The sequence below is a fragment of the Paenarthrobacter sp. TA1.8 genome (genome assembly GCF_048595705.1).
GTDB classification, from domain to species: Bacteria; Actinomycetota; Actinomycetes; order Actinomycetales; family Micrococcaceae; genus Arthrobacter; species Arthrobacter nitroguajacolicus.
The window spans coordinates 4,535,239-4,550,724 of the sequence record NZ_CP184287.1 but is presented as its reverse complement, the minus strand read 5'-3'; the positions used below and the strand labels follow the sequence as shown (position 1 = coordinate 4,550,724).

Sequence of the window (15,486 nt, the reverse complement as noted above, 5' to 3'; positions counted from 1 at the left end):
GCGTATGTGCCCCGCATCACAGCAACAAGATACGATGTGTATAAGCAAATACTCAATAACCATACGGAGTGTCATGTCCATCGAGTTGGGTGCGGCTTTGGAGTACCAAAGTCTCAAATCCGCAGAACCCCGGTTCCTTACTAACGTGCCGGAAGCGCTGAACCGGCCCGTCCGTTGGGTGCACTCCAGCGAGGTATTGGACATCGCACCGCTCCTCAGTGGCGGCGAGTTGTTGCTGAGTGGAGGCCAGGCTCTCGCCGGCGTCACTGCCGAGCGGCAAGCCGACTACGTTCGCGAATTGGCCGCCCGCGGGGTCGCCGCGTTGGCGCTGGAGACTGGTCCGGCACTGCCGGAAGTTCCGGCGAGCATGCTGGAGGTTGCCGAGGCCGCCGGCTTGCCGGTCATAGAGCTACGCCAGGTGGTCCCGTTCGTGGGAATCATGCAGGAGATCAATTCGCTCTTGGTGAGCGAATCCGTGGAGCACCTTCAGCGCGGTGATCAGGCAAGCCACGCGATGGCCGCCGAACTTGCCCACGGTGGCGGGCTCGACCAACTCCTGGCTGTTTTGTCCGAAAGGACAGGTGCCGGCGCCAGGCTGGTCTCGCCGTCGGGCCTCACCCTGGGCGCCGCCGGATCGTTCGACGACCGTGGCACCGTCACCACGGTGGATGTGCCGGTGCGCGGCGTCCTCGCCGCGAGACTTGAACTGCACATGCCCGACGACGGCGATGGCGGCCTCGCGCGGGTGGCGGGCGAACGTTCCGTGGACATCCTGGGGCTGGCGTTGCTGCAACGCATGCCGCCCGGGCTGAAGGAGTTGGCGGGCATCGAGCTCATGCGTGCCATCAATTCCGGGAGCCAGCAGTGGCAGCTGCAGCAGCTCGGACCGGCCTCGGGATTCCCAGTCAAGGGCGCGGTGGCGGCGGTAGTGATTCGGTCAACCGGCGCCGGGCATCTTCGTCCGGCAGTGGACGCGCTGCTTCGTGAAGGTGTGCCGCACAGCGCCAGCTACGCCAACAATGCGGAACTGATCGCACTCGCGTCGTTGGCCGGAGGTGCGGCGGGGGATGGGGCGGCCACCCGGCGTGCGCTTATGGAATCACTGCGTCAGCTGGAGGTGCCGGCTGGGTCCTTGGTGGCCGTCGGACCTTTGGGCAGGGGAATCGGTGAGGCGCCGTGGTCCTTGGCTGAGGCGCGTCGCGCGCTGGATTTGCCCTCGGCCGGCGGCGGCGGCGGTGTCGTGGACGCTGACACGCTGGCCGTGGAGCTCCTTGCCCAAGAGTTGCTGGACCCGGCCACGCGTGAAGGGTTCGTACAGCGGCAGCTGGGTGCCGTCGTCGAGCATGATCGCTTGAAGAAGTCCGAACTGATGCGGACCCTGGCCGTCTGGCTGGATACCGGGTGCAACACTGCCCAGGCCGCGAGAGAACTGCACCTGGAAAGGCAGTCCCTGCATCACAGGCTCCAACGGATCTTTGAACTGTGCGGCGGGGATCCGCGGGGAACCGGCAGGCTGGCTGCGCTGCATCTGGCAACGCGACTGGCTCGGTTGTAGGTCCTTAAACGCCAATTCGATGGTTCCCTGCACACACCGCCGTTCGCAACAGCGTCTGCGCAGGGAACCATCGAAATGGGTGCTTGCAGGGCCCTACTTCAGCACGATCGTTCTGTTCCCATTCAGGATGATCCGCCCCTCGCAGTGCCAGCGAACGGCGTTGCTGAGGGCCTTGCACTCGGTGTCCCGGCCGGCGGCTACGAGATCGTCCGGCCCGAACGTGTGGTCCACTTCCACTACCTGCTGGGCGATGATGGGACCTTCGTCCAACTCGCCGTTCACGTAGTGGGCGGTGGCGCCCACAGTTTTCACTCCACGCGCGTACGCCTGGTGGTAGGGCTTGGCGCCCTTGAAGCTAGGCAGGAACGAGTGGTGGATGTTGATGGCGCGGCCATCCAGCTTGCGTGCCAGATCGTCGCTGAGGACCTGCATGTACCGGGCCAGGACAATGAGTTCCACGTCCAGTTCGTCGATGATCTCCAGCAGGCGGCCCTCGGCCGCGGGCTTGGTGGCAGCCGTGACAGGGACGTGGAAGAACGGAATTCCGTGCCACTCCGCCAAACCCTGGTGGTCTGTATGGTTGGAGACGACGCCCACCACATCGATGGGGAGCTCTCCGATCCGTGCGCGGAACAAGAGGTCATTCAGGCAGTGCCCAAATTTGGAGACCATGATGAGTACACGGCGCTTGTAGCCCTGTTGCTCCAGTTGCCAGTTCATGCCGTACTTCTCGCCAACGGGAGAAAACGCAGAACGAAGCTCGTCAACAGTGGATTCATCACCGGTCGACGCGAAGTGGACCCGCATGAAGAAGTGGCCCTCAGCGCGATCACCGAACTGCTTGTTGTCGATGATGTCGCAGCCGTGTTCCAGCAGGAAGCCGGACACAGCGTGAACGATTCCGGGACCTTCGGGACAGTCGAGGGTGAGCACGTGCTCCACCGTGGTTTCAGGAGAGGAATCGACGGTTGTTTCAGTTTGGATGGCAGTCATGGCTAGCACTCCACTACGTTGACGGCGAGGCCTCCACGGGAGGTCTCCTTGTATTTGGATTTCATGTCTGCGCCTGTTTCGCGCATGGTCTTGATGGCTTTGTCCAGGGACACTTTGTGGCTGCCGTCGCCGTGCAGGGCAAGGCGGGCGGCGTTGATGGCCTTGACGCTGGCGATCGCGTTGCGCTCGATGCAAGGGATTTGCACCAGCCCGCCCACGGGATCGCAGGTGAGGCCCAGGTTGTGCTCGATGCCCACTTCGGCGGCATTCTCCACTTGCTCGGGCGTTCCGCCGAGGACTTCGCAGAGACCGGCGGCGGCCATGGAGCAGGCGGAACCCACCTCACCTTGGCAGCCCACCTCGGCGCCTGAGATGGACGCGTTGATTTTGAACAGGATTCCGACGGCGGCCGCCGCCAGCAGGAAGCGCACGACACCGTCGTCGTTGGCTCCTGGAACAAACTTTGTGTAATAGTGCAGCACTGCCGGGACAATTCCGGCGGCACCATTGGTGGGTGCTGTGACGATCCTGCCGCCCGCGGCGTTCTCCTCGTTCACAGCCAAGGCAAACAGGTTCACCCATTCCATGGCGAGGAGTGGATCGGCAGAGTGCGCACCGTTCAGGTCTGCGTCAGTTTCGGAGAGCTTCTTGAACAACGACGGCGCCCGTCGCCTGACCTTCAGGCCTCCCGGCAGGATTCCCTCGGCAGAGCAGCCGTTGTCAACGCATTCCTGCATGACGGCCCAGATGCCCAGCAGCCGTTCGCGGAGCTCTTCCTCAGAACGCCATACGAGTTCGTTGGCCAGCATGATGTCCGAGATCGACTTGCCTTCCCGGAGGCAGATGGCCAGCAGTTCGTCGGCAGTGGTGAAGGGGTAGGGCAGTACGGTGTCATCGGCTACCACTTTGTCTGCTCCGGAGACGTCCCCGTCCACCACGAAGCCGCCCCCAACGGAGTAGTAGCTGCGTTCCCGCAGCACGGTGCCCGTGTGGTCCAGAGCGCGGAACGTCATGCCGTTGGGGTGTGCCGGCAAAGACTTGCGGCGGTGCAGGACCACGTCCTCGTCCCAGTTGAAGTCCACCCGGTGGTTGCCGCCCAATCGAAGTTCCGCGTCGAGTGCAGCGGCTGCCACCTGGTCATCCGCGGTGTGGGTATTCACAGTTTCCGGGGAGTGGCCTTGCAGCCCCAGAACCACAGCCTTGTCTGAGCCGTGGCCCCGGCCGGTGGCGCCCAGGGAGCCGAAAAGCTCAGCCTGGACGCGCACCGTAGCCGGGAGCTGGCCGGACGATTCGAGACCGTCCGTGAACTGCTTTGCCGCACGCATGGGGCCTACCGTGTGTGAAGACGACGGCCCGATGCCAACAGAAAACAGGTCAAGCACACTTAGTGCCATTAGGGGACCTCTGGTGAGGCGTACTCCCGCATGGCGTCGAGGAGCCAGCGTCCCAGGAAGTCGGCAAACGAGGCGCTGGGAAAGATCCGGTAGGACTCGTCCGAGGTCTTCCAGAGCATCACCGGAATGTGCGCGAGCTCTGTGGAGACAGCGGTGCCGGCCTTGAAGACGCGAGGGTGGAGGTCTAATGCGCAGGTCTTTTCCAGCACTGCGCGGGCGTGGCTACCGGAGAGCTCGAACGTGGTGCGGTTGGCGGACAAGTCCACCACCTGGCCGGCGTCATTGCCCAGGGCGGTGGTCAGATCGCTGACCAAGGATCCGCCCAGCGAATCGTGGGCTTCTTCCGGGGCCACCACCATGAACTCGGTGGGGCCCAGCCACAGGGTGTTTATGGAACCCGTCCCCGCCACGTCACCGCAAGTGGCAGGCAAGCCGCCGGTCACGGACGCAACTCGGGCACCGGCGTCGGACGTTCGGTCAACCCGAATGCCCACCATGGCCTGGTACGGGATTTCGGTGAGCGTCACCGTGCCCGGCACGGAGCCGGAGGTGAAGGCCTCAGCCAGGTGTTCGGCCGGGCTGCGGCGGGCGCCCCGTACGCGGTTGACTGTTTCTGATGGTGTTGCTGTTTCAGCCATCTTTGCGGGTCCCTTCAGCATCGAAAAGTACGGTTTCGCCAACAACCACGTCCACCAGTTGGTCTCCCAACGAGGCCACCAGGGTCTCGCCGATGCGGTTGCGGCCGTTTTGAATGAGTGCCAGGGCGAAGGAACGGCCCAATGCGGCGCTGTGGTAGCTGGAGGTCACGAAGCCCTCCATGGGAACGGGTCCGTAAGCCGGGTTGACCGGAATGCCCTTTTCCACGAGTTGCGTGCCTTCCGGCAACCTCAGCGAGTGGTCCACGGGAAGCACGCTGACCAGGTGCTTGCGGTCCTCACGGCTTGCGTCCTGGCGGAGGTAGGAGCGCTTGCCGATGAAGTCCTTGGCCTTGGAGACGATCCAGTCCATGCCGGCGTCCTGCGGTGTGACCGTGCCATCGGTATCCTGCCCGACAATCGGGTAGCCCTTCTCGGCGCGGAGAACGTGCATGGTTTCAGTGCCGTAAGGGGTGATGTTGAACTCGGCGCCTGCGGCAGCGACGGCTTCCCACGTGTTGAGCCCATACCAGGACGGGATGTTGATCTCGTACGCCAGTTCGCCGGAGAAGGAGATGCGGCAAACACGAGCCTGCACTCCGGAGGCCAGCGTGGTCTCGCGGAATGTCATGAACGGGAAGGCTTCAGCATCCAGACCACCGTTTTCGGCGAGCTGGGGAGCAACCTTGGCGATCACGGCGCGGGACTTCGGGCCAACAACGGCGATGGTGCTCCACTGTTCGGTGACGGATGTGCAGACCACATCGAGTTCCGGCCACTCCGTCTGGTGCCACTCTTCCAGCCAGTCCAGCACCTTGGCTGCGCCGCCGGTTGAACTGGTCCCCGATTGTTGGACTGGCTAATTGGGATTTTAGGCTGCGAGGGTCTGGGTCCGGTATTGGACCGGGCTCTGACCGTCGAGTTTGGTGGAGATCCTTTCGTTGTTGTACCAGTGGATGTACTCGTGCAGTGCTGTTGCCAGGGCGTCGGTGCTGAGGAACCGGACGTGGTGGAAGAGTTCTTCTTTGAGGTGTCCGAAGAAGTTCTCCATGACCGCGTTGTCGTAGCAGTTGCCCTTGCGGGACATTGACTGGGTGGCGCCGGCTTCGCTGAGTAGCTGGCGCCAGAACAGGTGCTGGTATTGGAAGCCTTGGTCCGAGTGCACCAACGGTTTTTGACCCGGTTCCAGGCAGGTGATGGCCTGACGCAGCGAGGCGTTGGCCAGTTCCAGGTTCGGGGAGTTACCGATGGAATAGGAGATGATTTGCCGGTCGAAAAGGTCCATGACGGGTGAAAGGTAGAGCTTCCGGTCCCCGACGCGGAACTCGGTGACGTCAGTGACCCACTTCTGGTTCGGGGCATCTGCGTCGAACTCCCGGTTCAGCAGGTTCGGTGCAATCACACCCTGCTCGCCTTGGTAGGAGTTGTAGCGTTTCCGCCGCCGGACCTTGCAGCGCAGGGCCAGGGCGCGCATCAGTTTCAGCACGGTCTTCTTCGCCACCGTCCATCCTTGCTTCACCAGCTCGGTGTGGATGCGGCGATGTCCGTAACGGCCGTGGTTGGTCGTGAAGATCGTTGTGATGGCAGTCTTGAGAGCTTCCTTCGGGTCCGGGGACAGGAGCCGGGCCTGATGATAGAAGAACGTCGAGCGTGCCAGGCCCGCGACCTGCAGCAGAACCGGGAGCGGGTAATCAGCCTTGAGGGCAACGAGGGCTTGAACCTTCACCGTCGTTCCTGAGCCCTCAAGGCCCGCAATTTTCCCAAGTAGGCCACCTCAGCCCGTAACAGCTCATTCTCCCGACGCAGTTGCTCAAGTTCCGAGCTTTCCTCAGCCCGTAACGTGGCCCTGGACTTCACCGGAGGCGCGGTCTCGGACTTCCCTGGCGGCACAGCCTTGGACCTCACCGAAGGCAAGGCCTCGGACCTCGCGGATGGCGTGGTCCCGGACTTCAGGGAAGGCGCACCCTGCCCTTTAGCCGACCTGCCTTTCGATTTAGACCGCAAACCGTCCTCGCCCTCCAATCGATAAGCCCTGACCCATGTCTGCAACAGTTGACGCGAAGACAGGCCCGCTTCAACGGCCAGCTCAGAGCCGGTTTCGCCCGCAAGGAACCGCTGCACCAACGCCAGTTTGACCTCGAAAGAGTATGACTTCGGTGTCTTTGTCACCAGCGCTCCTCGCCCATGAATCCTCCAAAGCCCATACAACGACCTCACCGGCACAGGGGGCGCATCTAGGTACCGTGCAGTCGTCCGATACCCAAGACCCCTCTCAAAACACGCTACAGCCGACACGCGCTGCACCACAGACAAAGAACTACGCGAACTCAAAAAACTGCTCCCCTCAAATCGGAACTGAAAATCTCAGTCCAACTTCAGGGGAGCAGTTCACCGCGTGCTTGAGTGGGTCGCTCTCTCATGTCCCTCGGGCTTGAGCCCATCCCTTCTCCCCTTTTGGTGTTTTTAGGGTGCTGCCGCAATCGCCCGCGGGCGCACTTGGGCTGTGGCGTCGATGCTGCTGTTGCCCACCGACGGCGAACTTTCTTCAAGAGTGAGAGGGCGATTGGTTGAAGGGATAGGGATGTGAGAGAGCGTCGAGTGGGGCGTAGATGCATTGAATGCAACTGCAGCACGATGAGCGCAACAGCCGCATCGCGCATCAAAATGACCAGTCCCGCACTATCAACCTCAAAAATCTCTACAAACACCCCTTGACCGTGGCGTCGCTCACACATACTCTGGTGCAACAGCGTTGCGTTGAATGCAACCCCAATGATTTTGGTGGACACATGAGCAATGAATCCTCTGTGGCAGCCGAGCAAGGTGTTTCACCCGCCTCCGGCTCCAACCACGCCCTCAGCCCCAACAACACAGTCAGCAAAGACACTCGACGGCGAGTGGTCACCGCCAGCTTCATCGGCAACTTTGTTGAGTGGTTCGACTACGCCGTTTACGGCTACCTGGCCGGCATCATCTCAACTGTTTTCTTCCCGGAGTCAGACCGGCAGACAGCCCTCCTGGCAACTTTCGGCGTCTTCGCCATCAGCTTCTTCGTGCGGCCGCTTGGTGGTTTCATCTGGGGCCATATTGGTGATCGACTCGGCCGAAAGCAGGCGCTCTCGCTCTCGATCGTGTTGATGTCAGTGGCCACGTTCTGCATCGCACTGATCCCGGGCTACGCCACCATCGGTGTAATGGCGCCGATTCTGCTCCTGCTCGTAAGAGTTGTCCAAGGATTCTCCGCGGCCGGCGAGTACGCAGGGGCGTCCGCCTTCCTGGTGGAATATGCGCCGGCGAATCGCCGCGGACTGTATGCCGCCGTCGTGCCTGCCAGTACCGCAGCGGGACTGCTGCTGGGATCTTTGCTTGCCGCCCTGCTGACGTCAGTACTTAGCGCGGAGCAGCTCAACGAGTGGGGCTGGCGGTTGCCGTTCCTGCTCGCAGCGCCCATGGGCCTGATCGGACGGTACATCCGGACCAGACTGGAGGACACTCCGGCGTTCCGTGAACTGGCCGAGAAGGACGGCGGCGTCAAGGCTCCCGCGTTGGCCATGTTCAAGACGTACCGGAAGCAACTCGTTATCGCCACGGGCGCGGTGCTGCTCAACGCGGTGGGCTTCTACGTGATCCTCAGTTATATGCCCACGTATTTGTCGGAGGAGCTGGGCTTCGGCGCCACGGAGTCGTTCCTCGCCACCACCATTGCCCTGGCCAGCTACATCGGCTTCATCTTCCTGACGGGCATCGCCTCGGACAAGTTCGGCCGCAAGCGCATGCTCATCACCGCGTCGGTCCTGTTCATCCTGCTCACGGTGCCGGCGTTCATGCTCCTGGACACCCGCAACTTCCTGGTGATCGTCCTGGTTCAAATCCTTCTGGGCGGCATGCTCACCCTCAACGACGGCACCCTGCCCAGTTTCCTGGCCGAACTCTTCCCCACGAAGGTCCGGTACACGGGCTTCGCCGTCAGCTTCAACCTCTCCAACGCCTTGTTCGGCGGCACCGCGCCGTTCATGGCCACCCTCCTGATCGGCATGACCGCCAGCAAACTGGCACCCGGCTGGTACCTCGTGGCCGCCGCCATAGTTTCCCTCATCGCAGTCCTGTTCGCCACGGAGACTTCCAAGAAGCCCCTGCTGCAGGACTAGTTCAACCCACCCATTGAAAGGAACCACCATGACCATCACCCAGAACGAGGCCGTCAACGACGTCGCCAAGCTTGAGCGCACCAAGGTCCTCAACAACGGCGAAAAGGTTTCGCTGACCTTCTCCGACGCGGAGTTTGAGCGCCGCCTCAGCGGCCTCCGCAGCATCATGGCCGAGAAGGACCTCGACGCTGTGGTCCTCACCAGCTACCACTCCATCAAGTACTACTCCGACTTCCTCTTCACCTACTTCGGCCGCTCCTACGGCATGGTGGTCACCAAGGAAGACACCGTCACCATCACGGCGAATATCGACGCCGGTATGCCTTGGCGCCGCAGCTACGGCGACAACCTGGTGTACACGGACTGGCGCCGGGATAACTACATCCACGCCATCCAGGAAGTGCTGCGCACTCGCGGTATCAACCCGCGCCGCATCGGCGTCGAAGATGACTCGCTGCCGCTGGACAACCGCAACAAGATCCAGGCAGCCTTCTCAGGAGCCACGCTGGTGGACGTCGCGCAGGCTGCGATGCGTCAGCGCATGATCAAGTCTGACGAGGAAATTGCGGTCATCAAGCATGGTGCCCGCATTGGTGACCTGGGCGGCGAGGCCATCCGCAGCGCCATCACAGCCGGGATCACCGAGTACGAGGTTGCCTTGATCGGCACTGAAGCAATGGTCCACGAGATCGCCCGAACGTTCCCGGACTCTGAAATCCGTGACACGTGGGTTTGGTTCCAGTCGGGCATCAACACCGACGGCGCCCACAACTGGGCCACCACGCGCAAGATTCAGGAACACGACATCCTGTCCCTGAATTGCTTCCCCATGACCAGTGGCTACTACACCGCCCTGGAGCGCACCCTGTTTTACGGCGAACCGGATGCCCGCTCCCTGGAGCTGTGGAACATCAATGTGGAGGTCCACAAGCGCGGCCTTGAGCTGATCAAGCCGGGCGCCGTCTGCAAGGACATCGCCGCCGAGCTCAACGAGATCTACGTCAGTCACGGACTGCTGGCCAACCGCACCTTCGGCTACGGCCACTCGTTCGGCGTGCTGAGCCACTACTACGGACGCGAAGCGGGCCTGGAGCTGCGCGAGGACATCGACACCGTTCTGGAGCCGGGCATGGTGGTATCCATGGAACCGATGATCACGGTCCTGGACGGCCAGCCGGGCGCCGGCGGCTACCGCGAGCACGACATCCTGGTGGTTGGAGATGACGGGGCAGAGAACATCACCAAGTTCCCGTTCGGTCCCGAGTACAACATCATCGGAGCCTAGTGACCCGGCCGGTGGGCACAGCGTGGTGTCCACCGGCCGGTGCGCCTGCCCAAGCGAAATATAGTGAACCCATGACTCCCTCGGAATCCAACGACGCTCCAGAAAACAGCAACGGCAGTGGCGACAGCAAAAGTACCTCCGTCATCGTCAACGCCATCGCCGTGTTGAGGAGCTTCAGCGCCGACGAGCCGCTCCTGGGAGTCACCGAAATCGCGGGCCGCGTTGGCCTGCACAAGAGCACCGTCTCCCGAATCCTCGCGACGCTGGAACAGGAAAACCTTGTAGAGCGCGACGTCGATTCGCGCAGGTTCCGCTTGGGGCTGGGAATGATCGCCATGGCGGGTCCACTCCTGGCGGAACTCGAAGAACGCCGCGTCGCCTACCCTGTGCTGCGCGAACTCACTGAGCGCACGGGGGAGACGAGTGCGCTCATGGTGTGGAACGGTAACGAATCCATGTGCGTGGAACAGATTCCCAGCCGGCACCAGGTCAAACACCTCACTCCGTTGGGGGCGCGATACAACGAGGCCCTCAGTTCGTCGGTGCAGGTGTTCCTTGGCGCGGAGAACGAAGATCGGGTGCGTCAACTGTTGCGCAGCGGCTCGATTACCCTCCCTGGTCAGGACGAGGACGCAATTGAGGGGTACCTCGAGCGGATCGGGGAGTCCTTGAAGCGCGGCTGGGCAGTGAACTTCGGGGAGACCTCCATTGAAGAAGTGGGTGTGGCATCGCCCGTTTATGACCATCGCGGTGACATCGTGGCCTCGGTCCTGATCCCCGCACCAAAATTCCGTGTTTCGCAAGACACCTTGGACAGCCTCGGTGAAGCCTGTGCCGCAGCCGCCGCCAAAGTCACCACGCGCCTGGGTGGCCGCGCCCCGCGCTAGCCGGGCAGCCCGTCGTCGAGCCCTCGAAACCCTCCGCCGAGATGGCAGTTAATGACTATCCGGAGCGCGAACATTGTCATTAAATGGCATCTCGGCGGAAACAAAACGGCGGCCGTTCCCGCATGGGGACAGCCGCCGTCGTTGATTACAAGCCGTGCGGAAGGTCTACATCTTCCGTCGTGCTGTGGTTGTTTCGTCCATGGCATCCCTGCCCAGCCAGGCGCCCAGCCCGATCATGGCAATGCCGAGGATCAGGTGCAGCCAGTTGTCAGCCGTATTGAACGGGACGAAGTTGGCAGCTGTTTCCTGGTTGATGACCAGGCCGTAGATCCAAAGAACGATGTACACGGCGCCGCCGCCCAGGAGGAACAGGCGAGCCATGCGTGCGTTCCTTGCCATGGCCAAGCCGGCCACGCCAAACAGCAGGTGAACGATGTTGTGGAGTATGGATACTTGGAAGATTCCAAGCAGCATGGCGCCGGATTCATGTCCCGCAAAGGTCATGGCGCCGAAATTGGTGGTGATTCCCGGGATGAAGCCCAGGATGCCTACCAGCAGAAATACAATGCCAACGCCCATGGCGGTGTTGCGAAGCGTCAACCCCATCATGTGGTGGTGTTCGGCGGGGTGCGAAGCGGTGGTCATCAAGTCCTCCCTTTCACGCTGTTACCCGGCTCTTCTCATGGAGAGCCGACCTGCGGCAAGGGGTGTCGCAAAACCTTGCCGACGCCGCCATAATACTCCTGAAATGCCTCCGATAGCAGGGGATGAGCCCAGTTCAGCGGCGGTTAGCATGGATTTATGAGCCAAGCTCCAGACGGACGTGTGCATACGATCTTCCATGACACCCGCGATCTCACGCCTTTCCGCGAGGGCTACGTCCGCACGCCGGTCCGTGGCCTGGCCGACGGTGTGAACGATGTGCTTTCCGGCGTCCTCAGCGGCCGCGACCATGCGAGATTGTCCGTGGTGGGGAATGTCCCGCGGTTGAAGATGCTGTCCTCCAAGACTGCCAAAGCCATGCATGAGGCCGTGTTCACTTCCACTGAGCCGGATCGGCTTCTTGCTTTCGGCCGCACCTATCCGGGCTGGGCCGGCTTATGCCACGTGATGGCGGGGCTGCTCACGTACAAGCATGGCGGATTCCTGAGGGCGTCCGAGCTATTGCAGCGCGGTTTAACAACAAGGATCGACGACGACGCCAGCCAGTTCTCGGCTACGTACCTTGGGCAGGTGGTCACCAAAGTCGAGGTAGCCGAACGCATCGAAGTTCCGGTCCTGTTCAGTGAGGAAGCCGTGTTTCTGGCGTTGTCCCATTGTCTCCGGGAAATGGGGATGACCGAGGCGGCATTGGAAGCGGTGGTGACTTTGCCGCCGTCGTTGCCTTCTGCATTGGCGCGGTGCACGGCGGCGTATTCGCTGGAGCGCCACCGCGACGTGGTGCTGTGGACCGAAGGTTTGCTGAACACGGATGACCTGTCGGCCGCGCTGTTGTTGATGCGGGCGCGGTCGCAGCGGGCAAGGGGTGACTTCGAATCGGCCCAGGTTGCCTTGAAGGAAGTCCTCCGGCGTCGGAAAACCAACCTGGCCTTGAAGAATGATGCCTTGACCGACAGGGCGTTGCTGGCGCTTGACCAAGGCCGCCGAACGCTCACTCCGCGATCCAAGCGGCCAGCCCCGCCCGCCGAGCTTGAGACCTTGGAAGTCATCCGCAAGGACGCCGAGATGCGGCGTCTCTGGGAGAACGACTTCAGGCAGCTGGGCGGCGAATAAAACACCCTTGTGCCGTACTCAGGAGAGGCGTATTCTCTTAATCAACCAATCAGTTGATCAACGAGTCAGTTGATTAGCTTTGGTTGAAGAAAGGGTTGAAGCGGAGATGGAACAAGATGCCCTGGGGGCGGAATCCCTGGACAAGGCCTTCATGGCGTTGGCAGATCCGGTGAGACGGGCCATGGTAGCCCGTCTGTCGCGGGGAGACGCCACTGTCAATGAGCTGGCCGAACCCTTCGCCATCACCAAACAGGCGGTTTCGAAACACATTCAAGTCTTGGAGCATGCCGGCTTGGTCACCCGTTCCCGCGACGCCCAGCGCCGGCCGGTTCATTTGGATGCGGCAGCCCTGGAGCGACTGACGGCTTGGATTGACCAGTACAGACTGATCGCCGAGTCACGCTTCCGCCAGTTGGACGAGTTGCTGGGTGTCGGCATCTCCCACCATGAACAAGAGAACACGACAGCAAAGAAGAAAGAGGAACTGAAATGAGCAATCCAACAACAATCACCGCTGATAGTGGCGTCCCGTTCGTTGATACAGTCCGCGAATTCGATGCCCCGGTCAGTGCAGTTTTCAAAGCCCACGTTGACCCGGACCTCTTGGCCAAATGGCTGGGCCCGCGCAGCACGGTCACGAAGATAACCGAATACAACGCCACCACCGGCGGAAGCTGGCGCTACGAAAGCGGCGACGATAGCGGGATGTACGGATTCCGCGGCGTGTTCCACACGGTCGAGGCCGACGCGTTGATCATCCAGACAATCGAGTTCGAAGGAGCGCCGAATCAGGTGGTCATCAGCACCACCACGTTCGAGGAAATCGACGGCAGGACCAGGATGTCGGCGCACGAGGTGTACCCCTCGGTTGAAGCACGCGACATGGCCCTGGCTACAGGGATGGATTACGGCGTGATCGAAGGATACGAGCGGCTGGACGAACTGCTCGCAGCCCAGCCGCTTATCGCTTAGCTGCTTGCAGCCTGGAACTGCGGCAGAAGCGACAGGAGTTGCTCTGACAGCAGCACTGTCCCAAGTCCGATCATGATGACTCCGCTGACCAGGGTCACTACCCGGGCGGCGCCGGGCCGGGAGGCCAGCAGCTTCCTGGAAGTCAATGCGACGGCGGTGTAAACCAACCCGGCGAGGATTACGAAGGTCAGGCCCAGCAAGCCCGATTGGACCGGAACAGGCAGTGCTGCCTCGGGGCTGACGAACTGCGGCACCAGCGCCACAAAGAAGAGCAGGCCCTTGGGGTTGATGCCGCTGGTGCCCATGCCCTGAAGGAAGGTGCGGAGCTGGTTTCCGGACTGCACGACGCCGCCTTCCGCACTAAAGCTGGCAGCTCGCCACGTGCGGAGGGTAGCAATGCCGAGCCAGAGCAGGTAGGCGGCCCCCGCGATGGTCAGCCATCCCAATAGTCCTGGAACTCCGGCCAAGAGGGCGGCCAGTCCTGCAGCCATCAGCAAAGTGTGGATGACGTAACCACTGCATAAGCCGGCGACGGCAGGGACGAAGCTGCGCTGACGGAGGCCCGCCGAAATCGAGTACGCCCAGTCGACGCCCGGTGTGCACGCCAAGCTGACGGCGACGAGCATGAAGGCGAGGAACAGCTGCGGATTCAAGTTTTCTCTCCCAGGCTAGGTGGTAGGAAAACTCTAGGGAAAGTCGGCCCATAAGTGTTCCCGTTTTTAGCCCGGGCGGAGCCGTTTTCGGTAAGATAATTGCGTGATCGACGGGATTGATAGAACTATTTTGCGCCACCTCAAAGAGGACGGCCGGATGACTGCCACAGCCCTTGCTTCCAAGGTGGGTTTGACCGTGGCTCCATGTCATCGGAGGCTCCGCGATTTGGAGTCCTCAGGGGTGATCCGCGGCTACCGTGCAGACATCGATCCTGCCGCGGTGGGCCTGGGCTTTGAAGCGATTGTTTTTGTCACGCTCAAGCAGGTGGAGCGCACCATCATGGCGGAGTTCGAAGAGCGTGTGACTGCCAGTCCCAACATTGTGGAGGCACAGCGGCTCTTCGGATCCCCTGATTACCTGCTCAAGGTCATTGCCGCGGACCTGCCCGCGTATCAGCGCTTCTACGACGACGAACTCGCGGCACTTCCCGCGGTGGAGCGCCTCACGTCAACCCTGGTGATGAAGAATCTGAAAACCAACATAGGACCGCCGGTCTGAGGAGACCTACTCCGCCAGTAGTCCAGTGGTCCGATAGGGAATCACTTCGCGGAGGAACATGCTGGTGGACGTGCGCACGATCCCCGGGCACAGCCGGATTTCCTCGGATACCCGATACAGGTCGTCCGGGCTTTTGGCTACCACCCTGATGATGAGGTCGGTATCGCCGGCGGGAGCATGGCATTCGAGAACTTCGGGGATCTCCCGCAGGGCAGCAATAGCTTCGTTGAGGTGGCTTTGGTCGAGCTCGGCACTGACGGCGGCAGCCACGCCACGTCCCAAGGCCGAGGGCAAGACGCGACTGCTGTTGGGGCGGAGGGCCCCGGACGCCGTCATTCGCTCGAGGCGCGACTGAACTGTGCCCCGGGCGAGGTGAAGTTTCTGGGCCAGCACCATGATGGGCACGCGCGGATCTTCGTCCAAGGCGGCGAGGATCCGACGGTCTGTAGCGTCGAGTTCCTGCAAAGTGACCACTTCCTGTCGAGCTTTTCACTTGAGACTGGTCAGATCGATCAATCAATATGATGTCCGTTGCACCAACTGTATGCCTTCTGCTGAAATGGTGACAACGAAGCAGGTCGCGGCTACCGCCAAACCCCGCAGGCATCAGGAACCCGGAACATCACCCGGAG

16 protein-coding genes and 1 pseudogene are annotated in these 15,486 nt (G+C 61.8%); 8 read left to right on the top strand and 9 right to left on the bottom strand.

The features are described 5' to 3' along the window. Positions 1 to 73: 73 nt before the first annotated feature. Positions 74 to 1,555, top strand: a complete 1,482-nt coding sequence (locus ACNAOT_RS21165; RefSeq protein ID WP_420179275.1) for a PucR family transcriptional regulator — start codon at positions 74 to 76, stop codon at positions 1,553 to 1,555. Positions 1,556 to 1,648: 93 nt separating this feature from the next. On the opposite strand, the gene purU is transcribed toward ACNAOT_RS21165, so the two are convergent. The 6 genes and pseudogenes from purU to ACNAOT_RS21135 all read right to left on the bottom strand — a co-directional run bounded on the left by purU (position 1,649) and on the right by ACNAOT_RS21135 (position 6,746). Continuing rightward, positions 1,649 to 2,548 carry a formyltetrahydrofolate deformylase gene (gene purU / locus ACNAOT_RS21160; protein WP_091463620.1) on the bottom strand — a complete coding sequence of 300 codons (900 nt, stop codon included), beginning with the start codon at positions 2,546 to 2,548 and terminating at the stop codon, positions 1,649 to 1,651. A gap of 2 nt (positions 2,549 to 2,550) precedes the next feature. Continuing rightward, a complete protein-coding gene (locus ACNAOT_RS21155) occupies positions 2,551 to 3,942 on the bottom strand; it encodes an L-serine ammonia-lyase (protein WP_420179274.1) in 1,392 nt (463 codons plus the stop codon). Then, positions 3,942 to 4,580, bottom strand: coding sequence for a sarcosine oxidase subunit gamma (locus tag ACNAOT_RS21150; protein WP_420179273.1), 639 nt, complete (start codon positions 4,578 to 4,580; stop codon positions 3,942 to 3,944). The genes ACNAOT_RS21155 and ACNAOT_RS21150 overlap by 1 nt, the downstream gene beginning before the upstream one ends. Continuing rightward, positions 4,573 to 5,418: pseudogene (locus ACNAOT_RS21145) on the bottom strand (aminomethyltransferase family protein); the annotation flags it as partial. The gene ACNAOT_RS21150 and the pseudogene ACNAOT_RS21145, both read right to left, overlap by 8 nt. A 30-nt stretch (positions 5,419 to 5,448) precedes the next feature. Continuing rightward, on the bottom strand, positions 5,449 to 6,303 hold the full coding sequence (locus ACNAOT_RS21140; protein ID WP_281453350.1) for an IS3 family transposase: 855 nt from the start codon (positions 6,301 to 6,303) through the stop codon (positions 5,449 to 5,451). Next, the gene (locus ACNAOT_RS21135; RefSeq protein WP_420178922.1) at positions 6,300 to 6,746 is read right to left on the bottom strand and encodes a helix-turn-helix domain-containing protein; all 447 of its coding nucleotides are present in this window, start codon (positions 6,744 to 6,746) and stop codon (positions 6,300 to 6,302) included. The genes ACNAOT_RS21140 and ACNAOT_RS21135 overlap by 4 nt, the downstream gene beginning before the upstream one ends. A 620-nt stretch (positions 6,747 to 7,366) precedes the next feature. Between ACNAOT_RS21135 and ACNAOT_RS21130 the strand changes: the two genes are divergently transcribed. From ACNAOT_RS21130 to ACNAOT_RS21120, 3 genes are all read left to right on the top strand, one after another. Beyond that, a complete protein-coding gene (locus tag ACNAOT_RS21130) occupies positions 7,367 to 8,725 on the top strand; it encodes an MFS transporter (RefSeq protein WP_420179272.1) in 1,359 nt (452 codons plus the stop codon). 28 nt (positions 8,726 to 8,753) lie between these two features. Then, positions 8,754 to 10,010, top strand: a complete 1,257-nt coding sequence (locus ACNAOT_RS21125; protein ID WP_420179271.1) for an aminopeptidase P family protein — start codon at positions 8,754 to 8,756, stop codon at positions 10,008 to 10,010. A 71-nt stretch (positions 10,011 to 10,081) separates the two neighbouring features. Next, positions 10,082 to 10,897, top strand: a complete 816-nt coding sequence (locus ACNAOT_RS21120) for an IclR family transcriptional regulator (protein WP_420179270.1) — start codon at positions 10,082 to 10,084, stop codon at positions 10,895 to 10,897. A gap of 165 nt (positions 10,898 to 11,062) precedes the next feature. Here ACNAOT_RS21120 and ACNAOT_RS21115 read toward each other — a convergent pair whose 3' ends face one another. Further along, positions 11,063 to 11,542, bottom strand: a complete 480-nt coding sequence (locus ACNAOT_RS21115; protein ID WP_091463589.1) for a DUF4383 domain-containing protein — start codon at positions 11,540 to 11,542, stop codon at positions 11,063 to 11,065. Positions 11,543 to 11,698: 156 nt separating this feature from the next. On the opposite strand from ACNAOT_RS21115, the gene ACNAOT_RS21110 reads away from it, so the two are divergent. From ACNAOT_RS21110 to ACNAOT_RS21100, 3 genes are all read left to right on the top strand, one after another. After that, the gene (locus ACNAOT_RS21110; RefSeq protein WP_420179269.1) at positions 11,699 to 12,670 is read left to right on the top strand and encodes a hypothetical protein; all 972 of its coding nucleotides are present in this window, start codon (positions 11,699 to 11,701) and stop codon (positions 12,668 to 12,670) included. 106 nt (positions 12,671 to 12,776) lie between these two features. Next, a complete protein-coding gene (locus ACNAOT_RS21105) occupies positions 12,777 to 13,163 on the top strand; it encodes an ArsR/SmtB family transcription factor (protein ID WP_420179268.1) in 387 nt (128 codons plus the stop codon). Beyond that, positions 13,160 to 13,642 (top strand): SRPBCC family protein, encoded by a 483-nt coding sequence (locus ACNAOT_RS21100; RefSeq protein ID WP_420179267.1) that lies wholly within the window; start codon positions 13,160 to 13,162, stop codon positions 13,640 to 13,642. Before ACNAOT_RS21105 ends, ACNAOT_RS21100 begins: the two co-directional genes overlap by 4 nt. Here ACNAOT_RS21100 and ACNAOT_RS21095 read toward each other — a convergent pair. Continuing rightward, entirely contained in the window at positions 13,639 to 14,295 is a 657-nt protein-coding gene (locus ACNAOT_RS21095) for a LysE family translocator (protein WP_420179266.1), read from the bottom strand. The two genes, ACNAOT_RS21100 and ACNAOT_RS21095, sit on opposite strands and share 4 nt — an antisense overlap. A gap of 103 nt (positions 14,296 to 14,398) precedes the next feature. Between ACNAOT_RS21095 and ACNAOT_RS21090 the strand changes: the two genes are divergently transcribed. Continuing rightward, entirely contained in the window at positions 14,399 to 14,854 is a 456-nt protein-coding gene (locus ACNAOT_RS21090) for an Lrp/AsnC family transcriptional regulator (RefSeq protein ID WP_091463568.1), read from the top strand. Between the two features lie 6 nt (positions 14,855 to 14,860). Here ACNAOT_RS21090 and ACNAOT_RS21085 read toward each other — a convergent pair whose 3' ends face one another. Next, on the bottom strand, positions 14,861 to 15,319 hold the full coding sequence (locus ACNAOT_RS21085) for an Lrp/AsnC family transcriptional regulator (RefSeq protein WP_024818488.1): 459 nt from the start codon (positions 15,317 to 15,319) through the stop codon (positions 14,861 to 14,863). Positions 15,320 to 15,486 lie beyond the last annotated feature (167 nt).